27 protein-coding genes and 1 riboswitch are annotated in these 23,418 nt (G+C 70.9%); of the genes, 16 read left to right on the plus strand and 11 right to left on the minus strand.

Annotation, left to right across the window (positions count from 1 at the left end; translation table 11 throughout):
• Positions 1-64 precede the first annotated feature (64 nt).
• Positions 65-313 carry a DUF3263 domain-containing protein gene (locus tag RPQ07_RS20450; RefSeq protein WP_313945611.1) on the plus strand — a complete coding sequence of 83 codons (249 nt, stop codon included), beginning with the start codon at positions 65-67 and terminating at the stop codon, positions 311-313.
• A gap of 9 nt (positions 314-322) precedes the next feature.
• Positions 323-1,168: a trehalose-phosphatase gene (gene otsB, locus RPQ07_RS20455; protein WP_313945612.1), complete on the plus strand. Its 846-nt coding sequence runs from the start codon at positions 323-325 to the stop codon at positions 1,166-1,168.
• Here the strand turns inward: otsB and RPQ07_RS20460 are convergent.
• Genes RPQ07_RS20460 through RPQ07_RS20470 form a run of 3 tightly spaced genes read right to left on the minus strand, consistent with a single transcriptional unit; the run spans position 1,124 to position 3,893 of the window.
• Positions 1,124-2,602: a trehalose-6-phosphate synthase gene (locus RPQ07_RS20460; RefSeq protein WP_313945613.1), complete on the minus strand. Its 1,479-nt coding sequence runs from the start codon at positions 2,600-2,602 to the stop codon at positions 1,124-1,126. The genes otsB and RPQ07_RS20460 overlap by 45 nt on opposite strands.
• A gap of 59 nt (positions 2,603-2,661) precedes the next feature.
• Positions 2,662-2,913: a hypothetical protein gene (locus tag RPQ07_RS20465; protein ID WP_313945614.1), complete on the minus strand. Its 252-nt coding sequence runs from the start codon at positions 2,911-2,913 to the stop codon at positions 2,662-2,664.
• 38 nt (positions 2,914-2,951) lie between these two features.
• Complete coding sequence (locus RPQ07_RS20470) at positions 2,952-3,893, minus strand: glucosyl-3-phosphoglycerate synthase (RefSeq protein WP_313945615.1); 942 nt, start codon at positions 3,891-3,893, stop codon at positions 2,952-2,954.
• Positions 3,894-4,009: 116 nt separating this feature from the next.
• Positions 4,010-4,178: riboswitch (SAM riboswitch) on the plus strand.
• A 17-nt stretch (positions 4,179-4,195) separates the two neighbouring features.
• Between RPQ07_RS20470 and thrC the strand changes: the two genes are divergently transcribed.
• The 4 genes from thrC (at position 4,196) to groL (ending at position 8,406) form a co-directional block, all read left to right on the plus strand.
• Positions 4,196-5,479, plus strand: coding sequence for a threonine synthase (thrC, locus tag RPQ07_RS20475; RefSeq protein WP_313945616.1), 1,284 nt, complete (start codon positions 4,196-4,198; stop codon positions 5,477-5,479).
• Positions 5,480-5,508: 29 nt separating this feature from the next.
• A complete protein-coding gene (locus RPQ07_RS20480) occupies positions 5,509-5,784 on the plus strand; it encodes a MoaD/ThiS family protein (protein ID WP_313945617.1) in 276 nt (91 codons plus the stop codon).
• 434 nt (positions 5,785-6,218) lie between these two features.
• A complete protein-coding gene (locus RPQ07_RS20485) occupies positions 6,219-6,422 on the plus strand; it encodes a cold-shock protein (RefSeq protein WP_005315736.1) in 204 nt (67 codons plus the stop codon).
• Positions 6,423-6,783: 361 nt separating this feature from the next.
• Entirely contained in the window at positions 6,784-8,406 is a 1,623-nt protein-coding gene (gene groL / locus RPQ07_RS20490; RefSeq protein WP_313945618.1) for a chaperonin GroEL, read from the plus strand.
• 162 nt (positions 8,407-8,568) lie between these two features.
• On the opposite strand, the gene RPQ07_RS20495 is transcribed toward groL, so the two are convergent.
• Positions 8,569-8,952: a hypothetical protein gene (locus RPQ07_RS20495; protein WP_313945619.1), complete on the minus strand. Its 384-nt coding sequence runs from the start codon at positions 8,950-8,952 to the stop codon at positions 8,569-8,571.
• 202 nt (positions 8,953-9,154) lie between these two features.
• On the opposite strand from RPQ07_RS20495, the gene RPQ07_RS20500 reads away from it, so the two are divergent.
• Positions 9,155-10,663 (plus strand): alpha/beta hydrolase, encoded by a 1,509-nt coding sequence (locus RPQ07_RS20500; RefSeq protein ID WP_313945620.1) that lies wholly within the window; start codon positions 9,155-9,157, stop codon positions 10,661-10,663.
• Here RPQ07_RS20500 and RPQ07_RS20505 read toward each other — a convergent pair.
• Both RPQ07_RS20505 and RPQ07_RS20510 read right to left on the minus strand, forming a co-directional pair.
• Positions 10,660-10,926: a DUF397 domain-containing protein gene (locus RPQ07_RS20505; protein WP_313945621.1), complete on the minus strand. Its 267-nt coding sequence runs from the start codon at positions 10,924-10,926 to the stop codon at positions 10,660-10,662. The genes RPQ07_RS20500 and RPQ07_RS20505 overlap by 4 nt on opposite strands.
• On the minus strand, positions 10,907-11,749 hold the full coding sequence (locus tag RPQ07_RS20510; protein WP_313945622.1) for a helix-turn-helix transcriptional regulator: 843 nt from the start codon (positions 11,747-11,749) through the stop codon (positions 10,907-10,909). Before RPQ07_RS20510 ends, RPQ07_RS20505 begins: the two co-directional genes overlap by 20 nt.
• 113 nt (positions 11,750-11,862) lie before the next feature.
• Here RPQ07_RS20510 and RPQ07_RS20515 point away from each other — a divergent pair, with 113 nt between their 5' ends.
• The 4 genes from RPQ07_RS20515 (at position 11,863) to RPQ07_RS20530 (ending at position 14,595) form a co-directional block, all read left to right on the plus strand.
• Complete coding sequence (locus tag RPQ07_RS20515) at positions 11,863-12,078, plus strand: hypothetical protein (protein WP_313945623.1); 216 nt, start codon at positions 11,863-11,865, stop codon at positions 12,076-12,078.
• Entirely contained in the window at positions 12,075-12,293 is a 219-nt protein-coding gene (locus RPQ07_RS20520) for a hypothetical protein (protein ID WP_313949148.1), read from the plus strand. Before RPQ07_RS20515 ends, RPQ07_RS20520 begins: the two co-directional genes overlap by 4 nt.
• 87 nt (positions 12,294-12,380) lie before the next feature.
• Positions 12,381-13,838 (plus strand): ABC transporter permease, encoded by a 1,458-nt coding sequence (locus RPQ07_RS20525; protein WP_313945624.1) that lies wholly within the window; start codon positions 12,381-12,383, stop codon positions 13,836-13,838.
• A 49-nt stretch (positions 13,839-13,887) separates the two neighbouring features.
• Positions 13,888-14,595, plus strand: coding sequence for an ABC transporter ATP-binding protein (locus RPQ07_RS20530; protein ID WP_313945625.1), 708 nt, complete (start codon positions 13,888-13,890; stop codon positions 14,593-14,595).
• Between the two features lie 467 nt (positions 14,596-15,062).
• Here the strand turns inward: RPQ07_RS20530 and RPQ07_RS20535 are convergent, their stop codons facing one another.
• From RPQ07_RS20535 to RPQ07_RS20545, 3 genes are read right to left on the minus strand one after another with little or no spacing between them, the layout of a single operon-like run.
• Positions 15,063-16,517, minus strand: a complete 1,455-nt coding sequence (locus RPQ07_RS20535) for a PTS transporter subunit EIIC (protein WP_313945626.1) — start codon at positions 16,515-16,517, stop codon at positions 15,063-15,065.
• A gap of 52 nt (positions 16,518-16,569) precedes the next feature.
• On the minus strand, positions 16,570-17,529 hold the full coding sequence (gene murQ / locus RPQ07_RS20540; RefSeq protein ID WP_313945627.1) for an N-acetylmuramic acid 6-phosphate etherase: 960 nt from the start codon (positions 17,527-17,529) through the stop codon (positions 16,570-16,572).
• An 11-nt stretch (positions 17,530-17,540) separates the two neighbouring features.
• On the minus strand, positions 17,541-18,458 hold the full coding sequence (locus tag RPQ07_RS20545) for a MurR/RpiR family transcriptional regulator (RefSeq protein WP_313945628.1): 918 nt from the start codon (positions 18,456-18,458) through the stop codon (positions 17,541-17,543).
• 116 nt (positions 18,459-18,574) lie between these two features.
• Here RPQ07_RS20545 and RPQ07_RS20550 point away from each other — a divergent pair, with 116 nt between their 5' ends.
• Together RPQ07_RS20550 and RPQ07_RS20555 are read left to right on the plus strand one after the other, a co-directional pair.
• Complete coding sequence (locus RPQ07_RS20550) at positions 18,575-18,931, plus strand: hypothetical protein (RefSeq protein ID WP_313945629.1); 357 nt, start codon at positions 18,575-18,577, stop codon at positions 18,929-18,931.
• Entirely contained in the window at positions 18,928-19,194 is a 267-nt protein-coding gene (locus RPQ07_RS20555; protein WP_313945630.1) for a DUF4031 domain-containing protein, read from the plus strand. Before RPQ07_RS20550 ends, RPQ07_RS20555 begins: the two co-directional genes overlap by 4 nt.
• A 108-nt stretch (positions 19,195-19,302) precedes the next feature.
• On the opposite strand, the gene RPQ07_RS20560 is transcribed toward RPQ07_RS20555, so the two are convergent.
• Together RPQ07_RS20560 and RPQ07_RS20565 are read right to left on the minus strand one after the other, a co-directional pair.
• On the minus strand, positions 19,303-20,538 hold the full coding sequence (locus tag RPQ07_RS20560; protein WP_313948958.1) for a Cmx/CmrA family chloramphenicol efflux MFS transporter: 1,236 nt from the start codon (positions 20,536-20,538) through the stop codon (positions 19,303-19,305).
• A 97-nt stretch (positions 20,539-20,635) separates the two neighbouring features.
• The gene (locus RPQ07_RS20565) at positions 20,636-21,289 is read right to left on the minus strand and encodes a hypothetical protein (RefSeq protein WP_313945631.1); all 654 of its coding nucleotides are present in this window, start codon (positions 21,287-21,289) and stop codon (positions 20,636-20,638) included.
• Between the two features lie 86 nt (positions 21,290-21,375).
• Between RPQ07_RS20565 and RPQ07_RS20570 the strand changes: the two genes are divergently transcribed.
• The 3 genes from RPQ07_RS20570 to RPQ07_RS20580 all read left to right on the plus strand — a co-directional run bounded on the left by RPQ07_RS20570 (position 21,376) and on the right by RPQ07_RS20580 (position 23,411).
• A complete protein-coding gene (locus RPQ07_RS20570) occupies positions 21,376-22,029 on the plus strand; it encodes a maleylpyruvate isomerase family mycothiol-dependent enzyme (RefSeq protein WP_313945632.1) in 654 nt (217 codons plus the stop codon).
• A 126-nt stretch (positions 22,030-22,155) separates the two neighbouring features.
• A complete protein-coding gene (locus RPQ07_RS20575) occupies positions 22,156-22,476 on the plus strand; it encodes a DUF6479 family protein (RefSeq protein ID WP_413777758.1) in 321 nt (106 codons plus the stop codon).
• 236 nt (positions 22,477-22,712) lie between these two features.
• On the plus strand, positions 22,713-23,411 hold the full coding sequence (locus RPQ07_RS20580) for a copper homeostasis protein CutC (RefSeq protein ID WP_313945634.1): 699 nt from the start codon (positions 22,713-22,715) through the stop codon (positions 23,409-23,411).
• Positions 23,412-23,418: the final 7 nt, after the last annotated feature.

Here is a 23,418-nt window from a genome sequence, read left to right on the forward strand (position 1 = left end):
CCACACAGCCGGCCCGGGAAGGCCGAGCCGTACGCACCGCCGCACCGGGGGACACCCCGCCGATATGTTGGACCGTATGACCGAGCACCAGGCGCTGTCCGACCGTGACCGGGCCGTCCTGGCCATGGAGCAGCGCTCCTGGCCGGGCCCCGGCGCGAAGGAGCGGGCCATCAGGGAGCAGCTCGGCATCTCCCCGGTGCGCTACTACCAGCTCCTGAACGCCCTCCTCGACGACGAGCGGGCCCTCGCCCACGACCCCGTCACGGTCAACCGGCTCCGCCGTGTCAGGGACGCCAAACGATCGCGCCGCTAGGGTCGTGGCATGGGCAGCTCTCCGTATGTGCATCCTCTGCCGTCACCGTCGACGCCGGCGGGCCGTGAAGGCCTGGCCGCGCTTCTGGCCCGTCCCGGCAAGGCGGTCGTCGCCCTCGATTTCGACGGCACGCTCGCCGAGATCGTGCCCGACCCCGAGCAGGCCCGCGCGCATCCCGAGGCGGTGCCCGCGCTGGCTCAGCTCGCGCCGCGGGTCGGCTCCGTCGCCGTGGTCACCGGCCGCCCGGCCGGCGTCGCGGTCCGCTACGGCGGTTTCGCCGGGGTGCCCGGCCTGGACCATCTCGTCGTCCTCGGGCACTACGGCGCCGAGCGCTGGGACGCGGTCACCGGGACCGTGAACACGCCCGCCCCGCATCCGGGCGTCGCCGCCGCCCGCGCCGAACTGCCCGGCTTCCTCGACGAGATCGGCGCCTGGCAGGGCACCTGGATCGAGGAGAAGGGGCAGGCGGTCGCGGTCCACACCCGCCGGGCCTCGGACCCGCAGGCCGCGTTCGAGGCGCTGCGCGATCCACTGGCCGGGCTCGCGGCCCGTCACGGTCTGATCCTGGAGCCGGGCCGTATGGTCCTGGAGCTGCGCCCGCCGGGCATGGACAAGGGCGTGGCACTGGCGGAGTACGTGCGCGAGGTGGACGCCGAGGCCGTCCTGTACGCGGGCGACGACCTCGGTGATCTGCCGGCCTACGCGGCCGTGGAGAAACTCCGCTCGGACGGCGTACCCGGTCTGCTGGTGTGCTCCGGCACCGCGGTGCCGGAGCTGGCGGAGCGCGCCGATCTGCTGCTGCCGGGCCCGTCAGCCGTCGTGGCGTTCCTGGCCATGCTCGCGCAGCGCCTCTAGCTGGTCGAGGAACCACCGCTGCGGCGGCAGCGCCGTCGCAGCGGTGGCCAGCCGCTTGGTGTGCCGGGCCCGTTCGTCGTGCGGCATGGTCAGCGCCTCGTGGAGCGCGTCCGCGGTGCCGGTCACGTCGTACGGATTGACCGTGACCGCGTCGTCGCCGAGCTCCTCGTGCGCGCCCGCCTCCCGGGAGAGCACCAGTGCGCAGCCGTCGTCGGAGACCACCGGGATCTCCTTGGCGACGAGGTTCATGCCGTCGCGGATGGGGTTGACGAGAGCCACGTCGGCCAGCCGGTAGGCGGCCAGCGAGCGGGCGAAGTCGTCCTGCACATGGAGGACGACCGGGGTCCAGCCGTCCGTGCCGTACGTGGCGTTGATCTCGTCGGCGACCCGCTGCACCTCGGCCGTGTAGTCGCGGTACACCGCGAGGTCCTGCCGGGAGGGATAGGCGAAGGCGACGTGGACGACGCGCTCGCGCCATTCGGGCCGGGTGTCGAGCAGATGCCGGTAGGCGAGCAGCCCGCGGACGATGTTCTTGGACAGTTCGGTGCGGTCCACCCGCACGATCGTCTTCCGGTCCGGGCCGATCTGCTCGCGCAGGGTGGCCATGCGCTCGTCGACATCGGCCTCGTGGGAGCGTGCCCGCAGGAAGTCCGCGTCGGCGCCGAGTCCGTGCACGGCCACCTCGGTGGTCCGCGCCGAGGCCCGTCCGGTGCGCGCGTGCTCCACGTACCGCCGGGGATCGCCGCTGGGGAAGTGCGCGGCCGCCTGCTCCAGCCGGTCGGCGCAGGACATGAACGCGGTCGCCCACCGTGAGGTCAAAAACCCCAGCCGGTCGGCGCCGAGCATGCCCCACAGCAGTTGTTCGGCGATGTCGTCGGGCAGCATCCGGAAGTAGTCCACCGGCGCCCACGGGGTGTGGGAGAAGTGGCCGATGCGCAGGTCGGGGCGCATTTCGCGGAGCATGCCGGGCACCAGGCACAGGTGGTAGTCCTGCACCAGCACCGCGGCGCCCTCGTCCGCGTGCTCGGCGAGTGCCTCGGCGAAGGCCCGGTTGTAGCTCTCGTACGCGCCCCACTGGCGGCGGAACTCGGCGTCGAAGGCCGGCTCCAGCGGGGTCTGGTACAGCATGTGGTGGACGAACCACAGCACCGAGTTCGCGATGCCGTTGTACGCGTCGGCGTGGACGGCCTCGTCGATGTCGAGCATCAGGACCCCGTCCGCGCCCTCTCCGCGCCGGACCGCCTCGCGGTCGCCGTCGCCGAGCGCGGCGCACACCCACAGGGCGTCCGCCTCGGACCCGATGGCGGAGAGTCCGGAGACCAGGCCGCCGCCGCCGCGCTTGGCGTCGAGGCTCCCGTCGTCCTTCAGGGTGTACGAGATGGGGCCGCGGTTCGACGCGACGAGGACCTGCGCAGCGGAATGCTCGGAGACCATGTGCCGAACCTAGCCCGTCCTGTAATCCCTCAAACGTGCGTACGCCCCCGCGCCGCCCGTCACTGGTTACGGCGTCCCCGGGTGGCGGCGACGGCGACGACACCGGCCGCGGTGAGGCTGAGGGCGAGGCCGCCCAGCAGCCACAGGCGTTCGGTGCTGTGCCCGTCGCCCCCGGCGATCGTGGCGGCCGGAGGTGCCATGCCGACCGTGGTGGCGATGACGACGGCCAGTGTGCCGAGCAGCGTGGTGAGTCTGAGCGCGCCGCGTCGGGAGCCCGTCCTGCGCTGTGCGTCCGGAACCTGTGCATCCATAAGTACGATATTCATGCAAAGTGTCCGGTTGTCTTCGGTTATGCCGCGCGACGCGCCGCATACTCACCGATCTCGCGCATCGGCGGACGCTCCTCGGTGTCCACGGCGTGCGTCCGTGGGACGAAGCCGTCCGAGCCCCGCTCGAACTGGGTCAGCGAGGGCCGCACCAAGTGCCCGCGGGAGAGCCTCAGTTGCGCCGTGCGGTAGATGGCGGCCGCCATCCTGCCGAGTGCCTGTCCGTCCTGATGGCGGTGCCGGCGCTCTCCCACGTCCACCTGCGCCAGCGCGTCCAGGCCCACGGTGTGCAGCGCGTCGACGAGAAGCCCCAGCTCCACGCCGTATCCGACCGGGAAGGGCAGCCGTTCCAGCAGCGAGCGGCGGGCCGCGTACTCGCCGCCCAGTGGCTGGACGAATCCGGCCAGCTGCGGCCAGTGCAGATTGAGCAGCGGGCGCGCCACCAGCTCCGTCACCCGGCCGCCCTGGCCGGCGACGTCGCCCAGGGGCCGGTCGTACATCGCCTTCACGAACTGCACGTCCGGATCGGTCAGCAGCGGGCCGACGATCCCGGACACGAAGTCGGCCGAGAACTCCCTGAGGTCCGCGTCCACGAAACAGACGATGTCGCCCCGCGTCACCATCAGCGAGCGCCACAGCACCTCGCCCTTGCCGGGGACGGCCGGGATGCCGGGCAGGATCGCGTCCCGGTGGACCACCCGCGCGCCCGCGGCGGCGGCCACCGCGCCCGTACGGTCGGTGGAGCCCGAGTCGATCACCACCAGCTCGTCGACGAGCGGAAGGGGCCCGGACATCAGCTCGCGCCGGATGACGGTGACGATCTGCCCGACCGTCGCCTCCTCGTTCAGGGCGGGGAGCACCACGCTGACCGTGGTGCCCTGCTTGGCCGTGACCAGCCGGTCCACCGGGCGGTCCGCCGCCGACCAGGACCGCCGGGACAGCCAGCGCTCCACCTCTTCCAGCACAGGATCTCCATCTCGCGGATCGGACGACCATCTCAACCGTCCGGGGTGTCGGTTACAGTCTTGAACAACGCGCGGGACCGTCGCATGCCGGGGGTCCCACGCCGACAATCGAATACCGCTCATCCAGAGGGGCAGAGGGATACGGCCCGTTGAAGCCCCGGCAACCCTCCAGCCGGTCTCCGTTGCGCCGCCCGTCCATGGGACGTGGCAGCCACCGCGAGGCTCCCGGCTAGGGAAGGTGCCAAGTCCGTCTCGTGACGAAATGCGTCACGGGGAAGATGAGGAGAAAGGGCCTCGCCACCATGGCTGTGCAGACTGTCGCCAGCACCACCCCCGTCGACCTGGGACCGGCCGCGGCGCTCTCGTGCCGCGAATGCGGGGAGCGTTTCGAACTCGGCCCGATCTTTGCCTGTGCCTCGTGTTTCGGGCCGCTGGAAGTCGCCTACGACCTCCCGAGCGGTGACCCCGAAGGGCTGAGGAAGCGGATCGAGGCGGGTCCGGACAACATCTGGCGGTACGCGCCGCTGCTGCCCGTGCCGGCCGATGTGGCCGACAAGCCGAACATCAACCCCGGCTTCACCAAGCTCGTCAAGGCCGACAACCTCGCCCGTGAGCTGGGCGTGACCGGCGGTCTCCACATCAAGGACGACTCCGGCAACCCGACGCACTCCTTCAAGGACCGTGTCGTCGCGATCGCCGTCGAGGCCGCCCGTGCCTTCGGCTTCACCACGCTCTCCTGCTCCTCCACCGGCAACCTCGCGGGTGCGGTCGGCGCCGCCGCCGCGCGCGCCGGCTTCCGCTCCTGCGTGTTCATCCCGCACGACCTGGAGCAGGGCAAGGTCGTCATGGCCGCGGTGTACGGCGGCGAACTGGTCGGCATCGAGGGCAACTACGACGACGTCAACCGCTTCTGCTCCGAGCTCATCGGCGACCCGCTCGGTGAGGGCTGGGGCTTTGTCAACGTCAATCTTCGGCCGTATTACGGAGAGGGCTCCAAGACCCTCGCCTACGAGATCTGCGAGCAGCTCGGCTGGCGGCTGCCCGACCAGATCGTCATCCCGATCGCCTCGGGTTCGCAGCTCACGAAGATCGACAAGGGTCTCCAGGAGCTGATCAAGCTCGGTCTGGTCGAGGACAAGCCGTACAAGATCTTCGGCGCCCAGGCCGCGGGCTGCTCGCCGGTGTCGACGGCCTTCAAGGCCGGGCACGACGTGGTCCGCCCGCAGAAGCCGAACACCATCGCCAAGTCGCTGGCGATCGGCAACCCCGCCGACGGCCCGTACGTCCTCGACATCGCGCGCCGCACGGGCGGCTTCGTGGAGGACGTCGACGACGAGCAGATCGTCGACGCGATCAAGCTGCTGGCCCGTACCGAGGGCATCTTCGCCGAGACGGCGGGTGGCGTGACCGTGGGTGTGACGCGGAAGCTGCTCGAGGCGGGCGTGCTCGACCCGTCGCTCACCACCGTCGTGCTCAACACCGGCGACGGTCTCAAGACCCTGGACGCGGTCGCGCCGACCACCGGCCCCAGCGCGACCATCCGCCCGAGCCTGGACGCGTTCCGCGACGCCGGCCTGGCCGGCTGACACCCCGAGACTCAAGGAAGGCACGCAGCATGAGCGTCAACGTCCGCATCCCCACCATCCTCCGCACGTACACGGGCGGCCAGGCCGAGGTCCCGGCGGAGGGCGCGACGCTCTCCGAGGTCATCGCCGACCTGGAGAAGAACCACACCGGTATCGCCGCCCGTGTCCTGGACGACCAGGGCAAGCTGCGCCGCTTCGTGAACGTCTACGTCAACGACGACGACGTCCGTTTCGAGCAGGGTCTCGAGACCGCCACGCCCGACGGCGCCGGCATTTCGATCATCCCCGCCGTCGCCGGCGGCTGATACGCACCGTCACCGCTGTTGCCCCCTCCGCGAGAGAAGCGGAGGGGGCAATTCTGCATGGTTGAGCGCGGTACAGTTGGGGAAGTCCCCGCCGCTGCCCGTGCCCGCCGCATATGAGAATGCGCCCTGGCGCGACAAGAAGCAGCCAATGTGGTCGATCAAAATGCCTCTTAAGTGTCATTTGCCGGGCCCGAGTTGCCCTGGATCTTCTTGAATTAGCGTCAAAGGTCCGTTCCCGCGCGCCCAGATTTCTCGTCCGATTGACCTGTTGCAGAGGGCAGTTGGACAGATACATTCAGCCGCGGTCGACGCGTTCCGACGCACATCCCGAGGGCCTCCTTCCACCTCTGGCGGAGGGAATTCTCGGTGGTGAGGTATGACCCGGGTCCGCGAAGTGCGGTCCTGTGCAAGGGCCAGTAATAGGGGAGTTAGGCATGGCTCAGGGCACCGTCAAGTGGTTCAACGCGGAGAAGGGGTACGGCTTCATCGCGGTCGACGGTGGTGCGGATGTTTTCGTCCACTACAGCGCGATCCAGATGGACGGCTACCGCACCCTGGAGGAGGGTCAGCGAGTCGAGTTCGAGATCTCGCAGGGCCAGAAGGGTCCGCAGGCGGACATGGTCAAGCTCGCCGTCTGATCTCGGCGCGATCGGCCACCGACGCACTCACGCGACACTCACGAGGGGCCCGCATCCCACCAGGGAGGCGGGCCCCTCGTGCATGCCCGGGGCGGGCGGATTCGAACCCGCCGCCCCTCGTCGGGGCTTCGTCGAAGCCGCTTGCACTCGAGGGGGTCGAGTGCTAATCATTGGCGTTAGCACTCTGCAGGTGAGAGTGACAACTTTATGGACCGGGCCGGTGAGGTCCGAGGGCCGTCGGGGCAAGGAACCGTACGGCTCTCAGGCCGTCCGTCGCGGGCGCCAGCGCGGTCCGGAAGCAATCCTCCCCCGTAGCCCTGCGGGCGCGGGGGGACCCCCAAGTCCGGGAGGACCACTTCACATGGCCAAGATCATCGCGTTCGACGAGGAGGCACGGCGCGGTCTCGAGCGCGGGATGAACCAGCTCGCCGACGCCGTCAAGGTCACCCTTGGCCCCAAGGGTCGCAACGTCGTCCTCGAGAAGAAGTGGGGCGCCCCCACGATCACCAACGATGGTGTGTCCATCGCCAAGGAGATCGAGCTCGAGGACCCGTACGAGAAGATCGGCGCCGAGCTGGTCAAGGAAGTCGCCAAGAAGACGGACGACGTCGCCGGTGACGGTACGACCACCGCGACCGTCCTCGCCCAGGCGCTCGTCCGTGAGGGCCTGCGCAACGTGGCGGCCGGCGCCAACCCGATGGCCCTCAAGCGCGGCATCGAGCGTGCCGTCGAGGCCGTCTCCGGCGCCCTGCTGGAGCAGGCCAAGGACGTGGAGACCAAGGAGCAGATCGCTTCGACGGCCTCCATCTCCGCCGCCGACACCCAGATCGGCGAGCTCATCGCCGAGGCGATGGACAAGGTCGGCAAGGAAGGCGTCATCACCGTCGAGGAGTCCCAGACCTTCGGTCTGGAGCTGGAGCTCACCGAGGGTATGCGCTTCGACAAGGGCTACATCTCGGCGTACTTCGCCACCGACATGGAGCGTATGGAGGCGTCGCTCGACGACCCGTACATCCTGATCGTCAACTCCAAGATCGGCAACGTGAAGGACCTCCTTCCGCTGCTCGAGAAGGTCATGCAGTCCGGCAAGCCGCTGCTGATCATCGCGGAGGACGTCGAGGGCGAGGCCCTGTCCACCCTGGTCGTCAACAAGATCCGTGGCACCTTCAAGTCCGTCGCCGTCAAGGCCCCGGGCTTCGGCGACCGCCGCAAGGCGATGCTGAACGACATCGCCATCCTCACGGGCGGCACGGTCATCTCCGAGGAGGTCGGCCTCAAGCTCGAGAACGCCGGCCTGGACCTGCTGGGCCGCGCCCGCAAGGTCGTCATCACCAAGGACGAGACCACGATCGTCGACGGTGCCGGTGAGAGCGACCAGGTCCAGGGTCGTGTCAACCAGATCCGTGCCGAGATCGAGAACAGCGACTCGGACTACGACCGTGAGAAGCTCCAGGAGCGCCTCGCGAAGCTGGCCGGCGGCGTGGCCGTCATCAAGGCCGGTGCCGCGACCGAGGTCGAGCTCAAGGAGCGCAAGCACCGCATCGAGGACGCGGTGCGCAACGCCAAGGCCGCCGTCGAGGAGGGCATCGTCGCCGGTGGTGGCGTGGCTCTGCTCCAGGCTTCCTCGGTCTTCGAGAAGCTCGAGCTCACGGGCGACGAGGCGACCGGCGCCAACGCCGTGAAGCTCGCGCTGGAGGCCCCGCTCAAGCAGATCGCCGTCAACGGTGGTCTCGAGGGTGGCGTCATCGTCGAGAAGGTCCGCAACCTGCCCGTCGGCCACGGCCTGAACGCCGCGACCGGTGAGTACGTCGACATGATCGCCGAAGGCATCATCGACCCCGCGAAGGTGACCCGCTCTGCCCTGCAGAACGCGGCCTCCATCGCGGCGCTGTTCCTCACCACCGAGGCCGTCATCGCCGACAAGCCGGAGAAGGCCTCCGCGGCCGCTCCGGGCGGCATGCCGGGCGGTGACATGGACTTCTGATCCTTCACGGATCGGACCCGTCCTTGACCGAGGGCGGCACCTCTCTCCCAGGAGGTGCCGCCCTCGGGCGTGTTGTGGGGCGCCCGGGCTCGCCCGGGGTTCCTCAGCCGCTGCCCGGCCCGGGCCGCCGTGCGCCGTCCGCGCCCGCCCGGTGCCGGCGCCTCAGCACTCGCCGCGCCACGTCACCTTCGTGAACGCGACGTCCGCGCCGAAGGACTGGGAGTAGTTGCCCGGTCCGGGGTTGAAGTGGAGGCAGCTCGTGTAGGTGCCGCCGCTGCCGTCCGCCCAGCCCCATTCGACCTGAATGTGGTCCTGGCCGGGGAAGGGCGTGCCGTTGTTGAAGATGGACATGCCCACGGCCCTGCCGGACCAGTTGCGGTCCGACTTCGCGACGAGCCTGCCCTCCTGGATCAGGTCCGAGTAGATGCAGAAGTAGCCCTTGCCGCACCCCGGCGGATTCGGTGCCGCCGAGGCGGCCGGCGCGCTCCCCAGCACGCCCGCGAAGGCCGCGACCGCGGCCAGGGTTCCGAGCATTCGCTTGCGCATCGGTGTTCCTCTCTCTGGAAAGGTCGTTCGAGGAGGGACGGCCCGCCGGCCGTCGCTGTATGAGCGCAGCGCAGTGCCGCGGGTGGGTGCCGGACATCGGCCACCGCGGGCGCGGCCCTACCGGCCGGGTGGGGCAAACCCCCCTGGGAACAGGCCAGGAGGCACCGTGGGAGCCGGGCGCCGGTTCCGCGAGGGTCATCACATGCGAATCCTCGGCAGTACGACATCCGGCTTCACCGCGGCGGCGCTCACCCTCCCGGTCCTGGCGACGACGCTCCTCGCCCTCCCGGCGCCCGCCTCGGCCTCAACTCCCCGGCCGGACCCGGCAGTCCGCTGGGAGAAATGCACCGGTACGGGACTCGACCCGCGCCAGGAGTGCGCGGACATCTCCGTACCGCTCGACCACGCGAAACCCCGGGGGCCGCAGACCACCCTCGCCGTCTCCCGCATCCGCAGCGAGAGCCCCGACAGACGACGTGGCACCCTGCTGATCATCCCCGGAGGACCCGGCGGCTCCAGCATCAACGATCCCTCGGGCAAGGGGAAGAAGCTGCCCCAGTCGGTGCGCGACGCCTACGACATCGTGGGCTTCGACCCGCGCGGCGTCGGCCGCAGCACACCGGTGAGCTGCGGTCTCACCCACGACGACCTCGCCCTGGTGAACGTCAGGGGATGGCCCGCCGCGGACGGCAGCATCGACAAGAACACCGAGACCGCCCGCCGCCTCGCCGCCGCCTGCGCCACGAACGGGGGCGAGGTGATGCGCAGCATCAGCACCCGCAACGAGGCCCGGGACATCGACCGCATCCGGCAGGCACTCGGCGAGCGCAGGCTGTCCGCCTGGGGTCTGTCGTACGGGACGTACGTGGGAGCCGTCTACGCCCAGATGTTCCCCCACCGCACCGACCGCTGGGTCCTGGACAGCAGCGGCGACCCCGACCCGAAGCGGGTGGCCCGCGGCTGGCTCGCCAACTACGAGATCGCCGTCGAGGACGCCTTCCCCGACTTCGCCGCCTGGGCCGCGGACCCCGCCAACCCCGACCGCCTCGCCGCGACGCCCGCCGAGGTCCGGCCGATGTTCCTCGCGCTCGCCACCCGCCTCGACCGTGCACCGATCCCGTGGGCCGGCGCCAACCCGGCGGAACTCAACGGCAACGTCCTGCGGCAGACCCTGCTGGACAGCCTCTACTCCGTCACGCGATTCCCCGCGCTGGCCAAGCTGATGGCCGCCGCCCGCGACGGCCGTGAACTCCCCGCCGCGAACACGCCCCCGGACCAGGTCATGCAGAACTCGGTCGCCGTCACCGGCGCCACCATCTGCAACGACGTCGATGCCTGGCCGGCCACCGACCCGGCCCCCTACGCCCGCGACGTCGCCAGGAGCCGTGCGCAGTACCCCCTCACCGCGGGCATGCCGAGGAACATCTGGCTGTGCGCCTTCTGGAAGGACAAGCCGCGCGAGCGGCCCACCCGCATCACCCCGGACGGCGGCCCCTCGAACGTCCTCATGATCCAGACCCGGCGCGACCCCTCCACACCGCTCGCCGGTGCGCTGAAGATGCGCGAGGCGTTCGGCGCGCGGGCCCGGATGGTCACGGTCGACACCGTGGGCCACGGCGCCTACGTCGCCAACGGCAACGCCTGCGGGGACGACGCCGTGACCACCTTCCTGCTCACCGGCGAACGCCCGGCCCGCGACAAGGCCTGCTAGTCGCGCTTCAGACCGGCGACGAAGGCGGACCAGGCGGCGGCTCTGAACATGAGTTCGGGGCCGCCGCTGTTCTTGGAGTCACGTACGGGGACGAAGCCGGGGGAGTTGTCGGCGACTTCGAGGCAGTTGCCGCCTTCGCCGCCGCTGTGGGTCGACTTGCGCCAGGTGGCCATCTCCAGGCAGTTGCCGCCGTCGCCGCCGCTGTAGCTGGACTTGTGCCAGACCGCTGTTGCCAGGTCGAACTCAGGGTTGCTGATCCTCATGTGCGTAATCCTCCGCCACTGACGAGATCAAGGCCAAGGACGTTTCCGGTGACAGTGCGGTGGCCCCGACCAGATCGTAAGACAGTTCGTGGCGAGTGACCGTGGCCGGATCATCCACCAACTGGCCGGTTCCCAGACCGTTGACGTAGGCGAGCGGTGGCGCATCGGGGAATGTCATCAATTTGAGGCCGCCATCAGAAGCCGCGTGCGCACCCGCCGCGAACGGCAGCACCTGCACGATGATGCGGTGCCGCCGCGCCAGCCCCGCCACATGTTCCAGCGTCTCCGCCATCACTGCCGTCCCGCCGACCTTCCTCCGTAACACCGCCTCGTCGAGAACTGCCCACAACTGAGGCTTTGTTGGATGGGTCAGCAGCCGCGCCCGGTCGAGCCGGGCCTCCACCAGCTCATCGATGACGTCCTCGGCGGCGGTCGGCTGATACGCCCGGAACACTGCCCGCGCATACGCCTCCGTCTGAAGCAGCCCCGGCACCAACAGCGGCGCGTACTCCCGGATCGTCGTCGCGGTCGCCTCCGCTTCCGCCGCCTCGGCGAAGTGGTCCGGGTAGCGCGACTTGTTGGAGACCTCGCAGTTGCGGGTGAAGAACCCGTTCGTCCCGAGGATCTCGTCTATCTGGTGCGCGTACTCGGGCAGCATCCTGCGCGTACCCGCCTCCATCTGGCCGATGTACGAGCCGCTGACGAACAGCGGTCTGCCCAACTCGTCCTGGGTGAGACCCGCTTGGTCGCGTGCGTGGCGCAGCTCGGCGCCCAGCAGGGCGCGGGGGGATGAGGAGGGATCGAGATCCTTGGGTCCTGGCAAGACAACTCCCTGGCCGACAGGTCGCGTTGTTGGGCCGCCGTCACTGTTCAGGCTAGCCAGTGACGGACACGCTGGGTGAGGAAAGCGAACACTGAGTGTGGAGGTGCCTGGTCATGGTGGTGCGTTCGGCGGAGCGGCTGCGGGCCGCCGAGGAGGTGGTGGCCCAGTTGCGGCAGGGCCTCGACGTGGTGTCGGTGACGCTGCCGTCGCTACGGGTCGATCTGGTGTCGCTGGCGAGTTCGGCGCCGTATCCCTTGGTGGAGCTGGGGCGTTGCAACCTCGACACCGCGCTGCGGCTGGCGGCGGTGCTTCAGGGGCTGGAGAAGTGAGCGGGCAGGTGCCGGAGGCGGGCACGTACGCCGTCGATGTCCGGGACGGGCGCGTGGGGCTGGTCATGGGCCGCGTCGGTACCTGTGTGCAGCTGCGGCCCGTGGGCGGCGGACGGGAGTGGGACTGCCCGCCCGAGGACGTACGGCCGGCGCCGCCCGCCGAGGTGCTGAGGGCGCGGGTGCGGCAGCTCAACGCGGAGGGCCGGCTGCCGTGAACGGGTGGTGAGGGCGGCTCAGGCGTTCTCATGCTTCTCTCACCGCGCACTCAACCGGCCATCACGCCACCCGCCTAACTTCCAGCCATGTTCTTCACCTACCTCCGGCGCGAACTGCGCCGCCGCAGAAAAGCGGCGCTCGTCGTCGCTTCGGGACTCGCTCTCGGAATCGCGCTGGTCATCGTGGTCAACTCGGTCTCGTCCGGGATGAATCGCGCCCAGGACAAGGTCCTGGAATCGCTGTACGGGCTGGGCACGGACATGACCGTCACCAAGGCCGCCGCGCCGCCCGGGGAGGGCGAGACGACGCGGCGGCCCCGGTTCGAGTTCGACGCGCAGGACAACGACGACACCGCCGAGCAGGCGCGGGACCTGGTGATGGTCCAGGGCTTCGAGACACTCGCCTCGTCGACCGTCGCGCAGGTCGGCAAGCAGGACGGCGTGGGAGACGCCGTGGGCGGCCTGAGCGTGCGGGTCATGAAGGTCAACGGGCAGTTCAGGCGCGGAGAGGCCGCTCCCGCACAGCCGCCACAGGGTGGACCCGGTGGCGGTGGCGGCGGTGGCGGCGAAGTGCAGGGCGGCGGTGCTGCCTTCGACGTCGACTCGTACACCGCGTACGGGACGGACGTCACCGAGCAGGACCTCGGCCCGCTGACCTCGTCGAAGATCACCTCCGGGCGTACGTTCAAGGCGACCGAGACCAACGCCAAGGTCGTGGTGCTCGACAGCGCGTACGCCAAGGAGAAGAGTCTCGGCGTCGGCAAGACGCTCACCATCTCCAAGATCCCGTACCAGGTCATCGGTATCGCGACGGCCGACAGCGGGGACGCCGCGGCCAATGTGTATCTGCCGCTCACCCAGGCGCAGTCGCTGGCCGGCGCCAAGGACAAGGTCACCACGGTCTATGTCCGGGCGAAGGACTCGCAGCGGATCGACGCGGTGAAGCAGACGATCCAGAAGAACATCTCGGGTACGACCGTGACGACATCGGCTGATCTGGCCGACACCGTCTCCGGGTCCCTGTCCACCGCGTCCGACCTCGCCTCGGGGGTCGGCAAGTGGCTGTCGATCCTGGTGCTCGTCGCCGCGTTCCTGGTCGCCGGGCTGCTGACCTCGTCCGCGGTGAGCCGGCGGGTGCGGGAGTTCGGGACGTTGAAGGCCCTGGGGTGGAAGAGCGGCCGGGTGACCCGGCAGGTGGCCGGGGAGGCCCTGGTCAACGGGCTGTTCGGCGGTGCGCTCGGCATCGCGCTGGGGCTCGCCGGAGCGTGGCTGATCACGACGTTCAGTCCGACGCTGACCGCGCAGCTCGGCGGTGGTGGTGGCGGGGCGGGCGGTGGCCGGATGTTCGGCGCCGGTCCGGCGGGCCAGGGCGGTCCCGGCTCCGCGTCCCGTGCGCTCGACATCGCGCTCACCGCGCCGGTCTCGCTGACCACGATCGGTCTCGCCGTCGCGCTCGCCGTGGCGGGAGGACTCGTGGCCGGGGGCTTCGGCGGCTGGCGCGCGTCCCGGCTCCGCCCCGCCGACGCGCTGCGCCGCGTCGAGTGACGCGGCGACCGCAGCAGCCCTTCTCATCCATGTGCAACAGGAGTTGATGATGTACGAGCTCAGTGGCGTCACCAAGCGCTACCGGCGCGGCAAGGACACGGTGCACGCACTGGCGGGCGTGGACCTCACCATCGAGGACGGCGGTCGGCTGGTGATCCAGGGCCCGACCGGCGGCGGCAAGTCGACGCTGCTGCAGATGCTCGGCGGGCTGGACCGGCCGTCGGAGGGCAGCGTGGTCCTGGACGGGACGGATCTCGCGACCCTGCCGGAGGCGAGGCTGACCCGGGTCCGTGCGGAGAAGATCGGGTTCGTCTTCCAGAGCTTCAACCTGATCCCCACGCTCACGGCGCAGGAGAACGTGGAGACTGCGCTGGTGCCGCTCGGCCTGAAGACGGCCGAGCGGCGGGAGCGGGCCGCGGAGGCGCTCGGCTCGGTGGGGCTCGGGGAGCGCCTGAGACATCTGCCGGGTGAGTTGTCGGGCGGTCAGCAGCAACGGGTCGCGATCGCCCGCGCGTTGGTCAAGCGGCCGGCGGTGCTGCTGGCGGACGAGCCCACCGGAAACCTCGACGAGTCGATGCGGGACGAGATCATGGAGGTGCTGGAGTCCCTGTGGCAGGAACACGCCTTCACCTTCGTGATGGTGACGCACGACTCGGCGCTGGCGGGGCGGGCGAGGCGGGTGGCGGTGATTCGTCAGGGGAGGGTGACGATGGAGGAGCGTGCGGCAGCGGGCACGTCCAGCCCGTCCGGCGATTGAGGACATGCCCGCAGGGTGTGCGGTGCGACGAGAGGGTGCGGGTGGTCGGCGGGGCGCTGCCCCGGGCCCGCGCCTCAATCGCCGGCGGGGCTTGATGTGTGCGGGCAGATGCCCCGGCGGGGCTTGATTTTGTGCGGGGCAGGTAATTCCAGCCCGTCCGGCGATTGAGGACACGCCCGCAGGGTGTGCGGTGCGACGAGAGGCGCGGGTGGTCGGCGGGGCGCTGCCCCGGACCCCGCGCCTCAATCGCCGGCGGGGCTTGAATGTGCGGCCAGATGCCCCGGCGGGGCTTGATTTTGTGCGGGGCAGGTAATTCCAGCCCGTCCGGCGATTGAGGACACGCCCGCAGGGTGTGCCGTGCGACGAGAGCCGCGGGCGGTCCGCCGGGGCGCTGCCCCGGACCCCGCGCCTCAATCGCCGACGGGGCTTGAATGTGCGGCCGCAGGTCCCGGCGGGGCTTGATGTCGTCAGACGCCCGCCGGGCTGAACTCCCGCTGCTTGGCGTCCGGCGCATCCTCCACCGGCGCCGCGTTCAGGTCCGTCAGCATCTGCTTCGTGAAGCCGAACCAGTACGTCGCCAGGAAGCCCACCGCGTACCCGGCCAGCAGCCCTCCCGCGTAGATCGCGATCGTCTCGCCCAGGCCCTTGTTTCCGTCGACCAGCGGGAACAGGGCCCAGCCCGACGGGCCGATGGCCGTCGAACCGACCTTGTCGCCCAGCATGTTGAACAGGCCCACGAAGCCTCCGCCGAACGCGCCGCCGATGCAGGCCGTGATGAACGGGCGGCCCAGCGGGAGCGAGACGCCGTAGATCAAGGGCTCGCCGACACCCAGGACACCCGCGGGGAGCGCGGACTTGATGGTGTTGCGGATCGAGGTGTTGTGCGGGAGTCGGGCGTACACGGCGACCGCCGCGCCGACCTGGCCCGCGCCCGCCATCGCCAGGATGGGGAGCAGGACCGTGAAGCCCTGCTGCTCGATGAGCGTGGCGTGGATGGGGATCAGCGCCTGGTGGAGGCCGAGCATCACCAGCGGGAGGAAGAGTCCGCCGAGGACGAAGCCGGCGCCCGCTCCGCCGCTGGCCAGCAGCCAGTTGGCGAAGTCGCCGATGGCCGTGGAGATCTCACCGGCCACGAACATCAGGCCGAAGATGGTGACCAGGCCGGAGACGAGAACGGTCAGCGTCGGGGTGACCAGGACGTCGAGGGAGGCCGGCACCACGCGGCGGCACCACTTCTCGACGTACACCGCGAGGATCGCCGCGGCGAGCGCGCCCAGCACTCCGCCCTGGCCGGGGGAGAGCTTCTGGCCGAAGGCCTCGATGTTGGCGACGCCGGGGAAGACGATGATCGCGGCGACCGCGCCGCCGAGGATCGGGGTTCCGCCGAACTCCTTCGCGGTGTTGTAGCCGACGAAGACCGCGATCAGCGCCATGAAGCCGCTCGCCATGGCGGCGAGCGCGGGGGTGACGGACGGCAGCCAACCCAGGTTGATGAGCAGGCCGTTGAGACCGGCGATGATGCCGCAGCCGATGAGGGCGGGGATCAGCGGGACGAAGATGTTCGCGATCTTCCGCAGGAAGAGCTTGAAGGGGGTGGAGTTGCGCGACTTCCGTTCCGCCCTGATGGCCGCACCCCGGTCGGCGAGCGCTTCCGCGGTGACCGGCGCCTCCGCGATCAGTGCCTCGAACTCGGGGGTGACGCGGGCGACGGTGCCCGGTCCCAGCACGATCTGGTAGGTGTCGTCGTCGACCACCCCCATGACGGCGGGCAGCGCGGTGAGTTCCTCGTCCCGGACGAGGGAACGGTCGCGCAGACCGAGGCGGAGACGGGTCATGCAGTGGGCGACGGACGTGACGTTGGCGGCGCCTCCGACGAGGGGGAGGATCGCTGCCGCCGTCGCCTTGTGATCGATCGTGCTCATGGTGCGGGTGCCTTGCTGTGCGGGGGCGGGGGACGTGCCAGGGAGGGGCGGATCAGAGAGCGGACTGCAGTGCGGCCCGGAGGTGGCCCCGGGATTCGTCAAGGAGACGGCGGGCCGTGGCGGCGTCCACACCGGCCAGGATGGTCAGGATCGCCTCCTTGACCTCGCCGTCCGTGGCGGCGAGCGCCGCCTCGATCTCCTCGTCGGCCGCTTCGGTGGCGAGCGCCACGATCCGCCGCGAGCGGGCCCGCAGCTTCTCGTTGGAGGCGCGGACGTCGACCATGAGGTTTCCGTACGTCTTGCCGAGCCGGATCATCGTGATCGTCGAGATCATGTTGAGGACGAGCTTCTGCGCCGTACCGGCCTTCAACCGTGTCGAGCCGGTCAGCAGTTCGGGTCCGACGACGACCTCGATGCCGTGGTCGGCGGCCGCGGCGAGTGCGCTGTCCGCGTTGCAGGAGAGTCCGACGGTCAGTGCGCCGAGGGCGCGTGCGTGCTCGACGGCGCCGATGGCGTACGGGGTGCGGCCCGATGCGGAGATCCCCACGACGGTGTCATCGGCGGTCAGCCGGAGCCCGTCCAGGTCGGCGGCGGCCAGTTCCTTGCTGTCCTCCGCGCCCTCCACGGCCTTGACCATGGCGGAGGGCCCGCCCGCGATCAGGCCCAGCACCTCGGAGGGGTCGGTGTTGAAGGTGGGCGGGCACTCGCTGGCGTCCAGCACGCCGAGCCGGCCCGCCGTGCCCGCGCCCGCGTACACCAGCCGGCCGCCGCGGGACATGCGCTCCGCGGTGGCGTCGATGGCGGCGGCGATCCGCGGCAGCTGGGCGGCGACCGCGTCGGGGACGGTGCGGTCCTCGCCGTTCATGATGCGGGCGATCTCGAGGGTGGACTGCTGGTCGATGTCGGCGAGCTCCGGCCGGAACGCCTCGGTGGTGAGCGTGGCCAGCTGAGCGCGGAGTTCGCCGTATGCGGGCGACGTGGAGGTCATGGAGGTGCGGCTCGGCTTTCTCATGAGGGGGGTGATCAGCGGGAGCGCGGGCTGTGCCGGTGCGCGAGGGCCTCGTAGGAGGCGGCGAGGGCAGGGGCCGCCGTCTCGTACGTGCGCTGCGCGACGCCTATGAACAGGCAGTCGACGACGAGGAGCTGACTGGTGCGCGAGGACATCGCGGCCGGGCGTAGCTCGCTCTCGCGCGCGGTGGACGTGGTCAGTACGTGGTCGGCGTACTGCGAGACGGGTCCGTCCGGGCGGCCGGTGATCGCGACGGTGGTCGCCCCGCGGTCGAAGGCGACCCGCAGCGGTTCGATGACATCGCCGGTGGAGCCCGAGTGGGTGATCGCGATGGCCACGTCGCCGGAGCGCAGCTGCACGGCGTTGGTGACGGCGAGGTGGGGGTCGCTGTGGGCGTGGGCGATCAGGCCGATGCGCAGCAGCTTCTGGGCGAGGTCCATGCCGACGAGCGAGGACGCGCCGACGCCGTAGATGTCGATGCGGCGTGCGGTGGCCGCGGCGGAGACCGCCGCGCCCAGCTGGACGGTGTCGAGCCCGGCGGCGGTGTCCGCGAGGGTCTGCTGCTCGTCGTAGGCGAGCTTGGTGACGACGTCGGCGATGGGGTCGTCGACGGCGATGTCCGCGGTGACGCTGGGGGCGCGGCCGGACTGCTGGTGGGCGGCCAGACCGGCCAGTGCGAGGCGCAGGTCGCGGTATCCGGGGTAGCCGAGGAGACGGGCGGTGCGCACCACGGTGGCCTCGCTGGTGCCCGTGAGCTCCGCGAGACCGGTGACCGTGAGGGCCGCGCAGCCCGCCGGGTCCTCGGCGACGGCTTCGGCGACCCGCTGCATGGAGCGGGTCATGGACGGCGTGAGCGTCCGCACCTTCGCCGCGAGGGCGGCGGGGGCGGGCGGAGCATCGCCGCTGAAAATTTCCTTCACTGGATTGGTCACCTCTGAAAGATATTTTCGCTTTTCGCCGGTCGTCAACCCCCCTCCGCGGCGGAGAGCTGGGCGGATGCATCACACCGGCCCCCCGGACGCAGGGCCGGTTGGGTGACAATGTCTGCATGGACGACGCCAACCCGATCGAGCAGGCCCTGCACACGGCGCGCTCCCTGGTCCTCGCCGACCTCGCCGCCCGCGATGTGGCCGACGCCGCGGTGGTGTCCCTGGTCGAGGAGGCCGTGACCCACCGCCGCTGGTGGGTGGAGCAGTGGCCGGAGGGTGTCGAGTACGTCGCCGGTCTGGTCGCGCAGGATGTCCAGGACGCGCTCCTGGAGCGGTACGGCCGCTGGCCGCTGTGCCCGGTCTGCGACGCCGGTGACCCGCACGCCCTGGACGTGGAGCCGGAGCTGGGCGCGGACCCGCACTGGGTCTGCGGCAAGGCGGGCGTGGTCGTGGCCCGGGTCGGCGGTCTGGCATGACGGTGTACATCGATCCGCCGACGTGGCCGGGCCACGGCCGTATGTGGTCGCACCTGATCAGCGACGTCTCGTTCGCGGAGCTGCACGCGTTCGCGCAGTCGATCGGCTGCCCGGCCACCGCCTTCGAGCGGGACCACTACGACGTCCCCTCGCACCGCTACGGGGACGCGGTGGCGGCGGGCGCGGTGCAGGTGTCGAGCCGTGAGGTGGTCGGCCTGCTGACGCGGGCGGGGCTGCGGCGGCCGAAGGGCCGCGCGATCTGAGCGCCGGACCGGCTGCCGGTGTGCCGCCGGAGGGGCGTCAAGGGTGTCCGGCGCGCGGTCACACAGGCGGCCGCCGCGCGGCCGGAAGAGCGTGCTCGCGCCGGCGCGTCAATCGGTGGTCGGGCGACAGACGCCGACCCCGGGCACGGTGCCGGGCACGTCCGCCGTCTCGTGTCGCGTGGAGGAGGCGATCACGCGCGACCTGCCGTGCAGACGCAGAGAGATCCCGACCAGGGCCAGCGCGGCGATCGTCATCGCGGCGCCCGCCCACGCCGTCGAGGCGAAGCCGAAGTCCGCGTCGATCACCGTGCCGCCCAGCCAGGGGCCGCCCGTGTTGCCCACGTTGAACGCGGCGGTCGTCGTCGCGCCCGCCAGCGTGGGCGCCGCACCCGCGACGTTGAACATGCGGGCGTTGAGGGCCGGGGCGGTGAAGAAGGCCGAGAAGCCGAGCAGCAGCGTGAGCACGACGGTCGCCGCCGGGTTGGGCGCGAACAGCGCCAGCGCCGCCAGCAGGACCGTCGAGGCGGTGATGCCGCTCAGCAGGACACCGAAGAGGTGCGCGTCGGCGACCCGGCCGCCCACCGTCGTACCGATCAGCGCGCCGATCCCGAAGAGGGCGAGCACGCTCGGCACCCAGCCGGCGTCCAGGCCCGAGACGTCCGTGAGCAGGGGCGCCAGGTAGGAGAAGGCGCAGAAGACACCGCCCGCCGCGAGTGCGGTGATCGCCACGGAGAGCCAGACCTGACGGTCGCGGTAGATCGACAGCTCACGCCGCAGCCGCGGCTTCTCGTCGGGCAGCGGGATGCGCGGGATCAGGGTCACGACACCGGCCAGCGCGATCGCGGAGGCGGCGGCGACGGCCCAGAACGCGGAACGCCAGCCCAGGTGCTCCCCGAGGAACGCGCCCGCCGGGACGCCCAGGACGTTGGCTATGGACAGCCCGCCGATCATCACGCCCATGGCGCGGGCGCGCGAGGTGAACGGCACCATCGCGATGGCGACCGCGGCGCCCACCGCCCAGAAGCCCGCGCAGGCGAGGGCGCTGACCACCCGCGACGCGAAGAGGATCTCGTACGTCGGTGCCAGGGCACCCGCGATCTGGCCGAGTCCGAAGAGCGAGATCAGGGTGACGAGCGTGGTCTTGCGGGGCAGCCGCAGCGTGGCCACCGCGAGCAGGGGCGCGCCGACGACCATGCCGATCGCGAAGGCCGAGATGAGCAGGCCGGCCCGGGGGATGGAGACGTTCATGTCGTCCGCGATGGGCGGCAGCAGCCCGGAGAGCATGAACTCGCTCGTCCCGAGCGCGAAGACGGACAGCCCCAGGATGTAGACGGCGAGGGGCATACGGGAACGGCGCTCGGCGGATTCGGGCATGACAGCAGCAACGACCTGTATCGCTGATTGCATTCCCGCAGGGGCCGGGGCCGTGCCGATGCGGCGCTCAGCCGGCGGCGCCGAGCAGCTCCAGCTCCGTCCCGAGGTTGCGGCGGGCGGCCGGTTCCCACACGCGTTCGCCGTGCGGGGTGTGGAACAGCCGTGGCAGCTCCAGCAGTTGGCGCAGCACCGCCGCGCGGCCCGTACGGAAGGCGTCCTCGGGGACGAAGCCGTACTCCTCGCGGACCGCGGCGGCATAGGCGGCGTACGGTTCCGGGCCGGAGGCCAGGATCGCCAGGTCCGCGTCGCACAGGACCGCGCCGTTGGCGTCGGCGTCGTCCGGGGCGTGGGTGATGGTCAGGCGCACCAGGCGGGCGACCTCAGCGGTCGCCTCGGGGGAGAGGCCGGCCTCGGGAAGGGCGCGTTCGGCGAGGCGGGCCGAACGCTCCTCGTTCTCGGAGCGGTCGGGGAAGTAGACCGCGTCGTGGAACCAGGCCGCGAGGCGCACCAGATCCGGGTCGGCCGCGTGCTCGGAGAGCGTGTCGATGTGGTCCAGGACCGCGGTCAGATGCGCGGTGGTGTGATAGCGGCGCTGCGGTTCGGCCCAGCGTGCGAGCAGATTCTCGGCGTACGGCAGGGGGTCCGGCGCGTTCGCCGCGGACGGGCCCCGGCGGGCGGCGAGCAGGGCCTCGGTCCAGCGTTCGCGGAGATCGGCGGTCATGTGCCGACTGTAGTTCGTGCCCTTCGCGTCCCGCCGGGCCGATCCGGCCCCTGGAGGCGTTCGCCGCCATGCGGTTGGCTGGGCGCATGGAATCTGTACGCGATCCCGAGCTGCCCGGCCTGTTGCTGCGCACCGAGCGCGACGCCCTCGTCCCGCTGCTGCGTGCCCGCCCCGACGACGACTTCGCCCTGCGCACCTGCTGCCCCGGCTGGACGGTGCGGCATGTGCTGGCCCACTGCAGCTCGGCGCTGACGCGCGTGGTGGACAACCGTTTCGAGGAGGGCGTCTTCACGCCCGCGTCCAACGACCGCGACATCGCCGAGCGTGCGGAGTGGACGAACGCCCGCGTCGTCGACGAGCTGGAGCGCGGGATGACCGAGGCGGGCGAGGTCATGGCCGCCGCCGGACACGGGATGCTGGACAAGATCGCGCTCGGCGAGTGGGTGCACGCCGGTGATGTGCGGGCGGCTCTCGGTGAGCCCGGGGCGTACGAGGGGGAGGGGATGGCCCATGCGCTCGCCCTGCTGGCCGCTCTGACCCGGGCGCACAAGTCGCTGCCTCTGCTCGCCCGGCTCGACGGGCACGACGCACCGCTGGTGCTCGGCTCCGACAGCCCGGAGCCCGCCGTCTACAGCGGGTCGGCGGCCACCCTGGTCCGGCTGGTGGCGGCCCGGCCGCTGACCGGGACGCGCTATGAGCTCACGGGGGCGACGGAGCAGGAGCTGGTCTTCTTCGACTGACACGGGCAGTGCGCCGCCACCGGCTGCTTTTGCCGCTGCTGCCTCCGCGGCGGAGTGAAGTGGCCATACCGGGAGATAATGGGATCAAAGGCATGTGTGTCGACCAGTGAGGCGGAGGCAGACGCCATGATCGCAGTGATGATCGTTTTCGGGCTCATCCTGGTGTGTCTCCTGGCGGGGGCCATGTGGTGGGACGGCAGGCGCCGGGAGCAGCTCGTCCCGCCGCTCCCCGAGGAGCAGCCCACGGTGCCCGACCACCGCGAGCACATCGAGGAGGTCCGCGAGGAGGACGACGACACCTTCCCGCACAAGGGCGACGACCGGCTCCTTCCGTACAACATGCGGACGCACAGCACGCACAGCACCGGCAAGGGGCCCGACGAGCGGCCCCTGCACGGGAAGAACGCGCACAGCGGCTCGTTCGGCAGCGGCGGCCTCGGGGGCTGAGCCCCGGGCGACACGGCCGGGCGCGGACCCGGTCCACGCGGGGCGTGACCAACGGCTCACGCCCCGCTCGACCACTGGCTCATGCCCCTATGGGGTACCTCATGCGGTTATGCACACCCCGCGCCGGCGGTTCGCCCGGCGCGGATCCTCGGGTGCAGCTGCTTTCGTGGTACATGCGCATTACGCTGGCATTGGACTAGACCTATATGAGCCGTCTCCCTGGAGGATGGGGTCACATGAGCAACCGTGCAGTCCTGGAGGTGATCGCTCTGGACGCGCAGGACGCGGTCGCGGCGCAGTCCGGAGGGGCGGACCGGCTGGAGTTGGTCACTGACATGGCGGCGGACGGGCTGACCCCGTCGCGGGAGACCTTCGCCCGCATCCGTGACGCCGTGGACATTCCGCTGCGCGTGATGCTCCGCCTCGCGGACGGCTTCTCGGCGGGCTCGCAGGCCGACGTGGACTCCCTCGTACGGGCGGCGGGCGGCCTGCGGTCCGAGGGCGCGGACCAGTTCGTGCTGGGCTTCCTCGACGAGGCCGGCAACCCGGACCTGGTGACGGTGGAGCGGCTGATGGCCGAACTGCCCGGCTGCCGCTGGACCTTTCACCGTGCGATCGACCGTGCCGCCGACCGGGACTCGTTGCGCAAGCAACTGGCGGATCTGCCGGGCCTGGACACATATCTGACCGCGGGATCGCCCGACGGGGTCGACGACGGCCTGCCGACACTGCTGTCGGAGACCCGGAGGTCGGGCGAACCGGGCTACGAGCCGCAGATCCTGGTGGGCGGCGGGCTGCGGCTGGAGCATCTGCCGGTACTGCGGGAAGCGGGCGTGGAGGCGTTCCACATCGGCGGGGCGGCGCGGCCGGACGGCTGGGAGAGGCCGGTGGCGCCCGCGGCCGTCGAGGAGTGGCGCCGGGCGCTCGACGCGTAGCCCTCCG

The sequence above is a fragment of the Streptomyces sp. AM8-1-1 genome, assembly GCF_032229325.1.
In the GTDB taxonomy this organism is placed as follows: Bacteria; Actinomycetota; Actinomycetes; order Streptomycetales; family Streptomycetaceae; genus Streptomyces; species Streptomyces achmelvichensis.

What these genes read in the sequence shown, in the direction of transcription:
- RPQ07_RS20450 (WP_313945611.1), top strand. Translation starts at nt 65, where the DNA reads ATGTTGGACCGTATGACCGAGCACCAGGCGCTGTCCGACCGTGACCGG.
- otsB (WP_313945612.1), top strand. Translation starts at nt 323, where the DNA reads ATGGGCAGCTCTCCGTATGTGCATCCTCTGCCGTCACCGTCGACGCCG.
- RPQ07_RS20460 (WP_313945613.1), bottom strand. Translation starts at nt 2,602, where the DNA reads ATGGTCTCCGAGCATTCCGCTGCGCAGGTCCTCGTCGCGTCGAACCGC.
- RPQ07_RS20465 (WP_313945614.1), bottom strand. Translation starts at nt 2,913, where the DNA reads ATGGATGCACAGGTTCCGGACGCACAGCGCAGGACGGGCTCCCGACGC.
- thrC (WP_313945616.1), top strand. Translation starts at nt 4,196, where the DNA reads ATGGCTGTGCAGACTGTCGCCAGCACCACCCCCGTCGACCTGGGACCG.
- RPQ07_RS20480 (WP_313945617.1), top strand. Translation starts at nt 5,509, where the DNA reads ATGAGCGTCAACGTCCGCATCCCCACCATCCTCCGCACGTACACGGGC.
- RPQ07_RS20485 (WP_005315736.1), top strand. Translation starts at nt 6,219, where the DNA reads ATGGCTCAGGGCACCGTCAAGTGGTTCAACGCGGAGAAGGGGTACGGC.
- groL (WP_313945618.1), top strand. Translation starts at nt 6,784, where the DNA reads ATGGCCAAGATCATCGCGTTCGACGAGGAGGCACGGCGCGGTCTCGAG.
- RPQ07_RS20495 (WP_313945619.1), bottom strand. Translation starts at nt 8,952, where the DNA reads ATGCGCAAGCGAATGCTCGGAACCCTGGCCGCGGTCGCGGCCTTCGCG.
- RPQ07_RS20500 (WP_313945620.1), top strand. Translation starts at nt 9,155, where the DNA reads ATGCGAATCCTCGGCAGTACGACATCCGGCTTCACCGCGGCGGCGCTC.
- RPQ07_RS20505 (WP_313945621.1), bottom strand. Translation starts at nt 10,926, where the DNA reads ATGAGGATCAGCAACCCTGAGTTCGACCTGGCAACAGCGGTCTGGCAC.
- RPQ07_RS20515 (WP_313945623.1), top strand. Translation starts at nt 11,863, where the DNA reads ATGGTGGTGCGTTCGGCGGAGCGGCTGCGGGCCGCCGAGGAGGTGGTG.
- RPQ07_RS20525 (WP_313945624.1), top strand. Translation starts at nt 12,381, where the DNA reads ATGTTCTTCACCTACCTCCGGCGCGAACTGCGCCGCCGCAGAAAAGCG.
- RPQ07_RS20530 (WP_313945625.1), top strand. Translation starts at nt 13,888, where the DNA reads ATGTACGAGCTCAGTGGCGTCACCAAGCGCTACCGGCGCGGCAAGGAC.
- RPQ07_RS20535 (WP_313945626.1), bottom strand. Translation starts at nt 16,517, where the DNA reads ATGAGCACGATCGATCACAAGGCGACGGCGGCAGCGATCCTCCCCCTC.
- murQ (WP_313945627.1), bottom strand. Translation starts at nt 17,529, where the DNA reads ATGAGAAAGCCGAGCCGCACCTCCATGACCTCCACGTCGCCCGCATAC.
- RPQ07_RS20550 (WP_313945629.1), top strand. Translation starts at nt 18,575, where the DNA reads ATGGACGACGCCAACCCGATCGAGCAGGCCCTGCACACGGCGCGCTCC.
- RPQ07_RS20555 (WP_313945630.1), top strand. Translation starts at nt 18,928, where the DNA reads ATGACGGTGTACATCGATCCGCCGACGTGGCCGGGCCACGGCCGTATG.
- RPQ07_RS20560 (WP_313948958.1), bottom strand. Translation starts at nt 20,538, where the DNA reads ATGCCCCTCGCCGTCTACATCCTGGGGCTGTCCGTCTTCGCGCTCGGG.
- RPQ07_RS20565 (WP_313945631.1), bottom strand. Translation starts at nt 21,289, where the DNA reads ATGACCGCCGATCTCCGCGAACGCTGGACCGAGGCCCTGCTCGCCGCC.
- RPQ07_RS20570 (WP_313945632.1), top strand. Translation starts at nt 21,376, where the DNA reads ATGGAATCTGTACGCGATCCCGAGCTGCCCGGCCTGTTGCTGCGCACC.
- RPQ07_RS20575 (WP_413777758.1), top strand. Translation starts at nt 22,156, where the DNA reads ATGATCGCAGTGATGATCGTTTTCGGGCTCATCCTGGTGTGTCTCCTG.
- RPQ07_RS20580 (WP_313945634.1), top strand. Translation starts at nt 22,713, where the DNA reads ATGAGCAACCGTGCAGTCCTGGAGGTGATCGCTCTGGACGCGCAGGAC.